Genomic DNA, 683 nt, shown 5'->3' with positions numbered 1-683 from the left:
ATGGCACTCGCGGCTGCTGACTGGATGGTAATTCACACCCGATGCCGGTCGTCGATCGCACAGCCCGGCAGAGTTGAACCGTTCACATGGGCAGACGCTGGGGCCCCGCTACCGGCAGCAAGCTGCCGGCCCCTTTCCAGTTACCCCCCTGGCGACCACGGTGTCAGCGCATCGAACCGCGTATGAGTGTGAGATGCCGCCTCGCCGAGCTGCGCGCCAGCTTCGTCTCCTGCTCCGCTGCCCACTCATCCTGGATCTGCCGGGCGATGCCCGGGCGGACCGGCAGCAAGACTGGATACTCCGGCTCTTGCTGATCTACCTGTAGGAGGCCAGCCTCGTGCAGGTAGGCGTAGGGCTGCTTGAGAAAGTCTGATAGCGCCACCGCGTTCGGCTGGCCGCAATAGGCTTGAAAGTAGAGGTCGGCCCACATGTCCAGGTCGACACGATCGACGATGACGGGGTGATCCATTTCTGGTGGAAGTTTCATAAACCGGTCCTTGCTGTCTGGAAAAGGATCACCGTACCGGTACTTCTGGAAACGCAACTAGGCAACCGGCGGGTTGGCGTTCACCTTGCGCTGCTGCATCAGCAATTGCTTTCGCACCTTGCCAAGGTTCAGGAGCTGCTCCCTGATTATGGCCAGCTTGGGTTCATACAGATGGAACAGTTCGACGAACCACGTC

The 683-nt window shown here is 60.5% G+C and carries 1 protein-coding gene; it reads right to left on the bottom strand.

The window, feature by feature from the left end; all coding sequences use genetic code 11:
- Window positions 1-163: 163 nt before the first annotated feature.
- A complete protein-coding gene (locus QKY98_RS23585) occupies window positions 164-487 on the bottom strand; it encodes a hypothetical protein (protein WP_284671700.1) in 324 nt (107 codons plus the stop codon).
- Window positions 488-683 lie beyond the last annotated feature (196 nt).

It is taken from the genome of Pseudomonas sp. HR1, from assembly GCF_030175875.1.
Taxonomy (GTDB): domain Bacteria; phylum Pseudomonadota; class Gammaproteobacteria; order Pseudomonadales; family Pseudomonadaceae; genus Chryseomonas; species Chryseomonas oryzihabitans.
The sequence above is the reverse complement of the archived record's forward strand: the minus strand, read 5'-3'. Positions and strand labels throughout refer to the sequence as shown.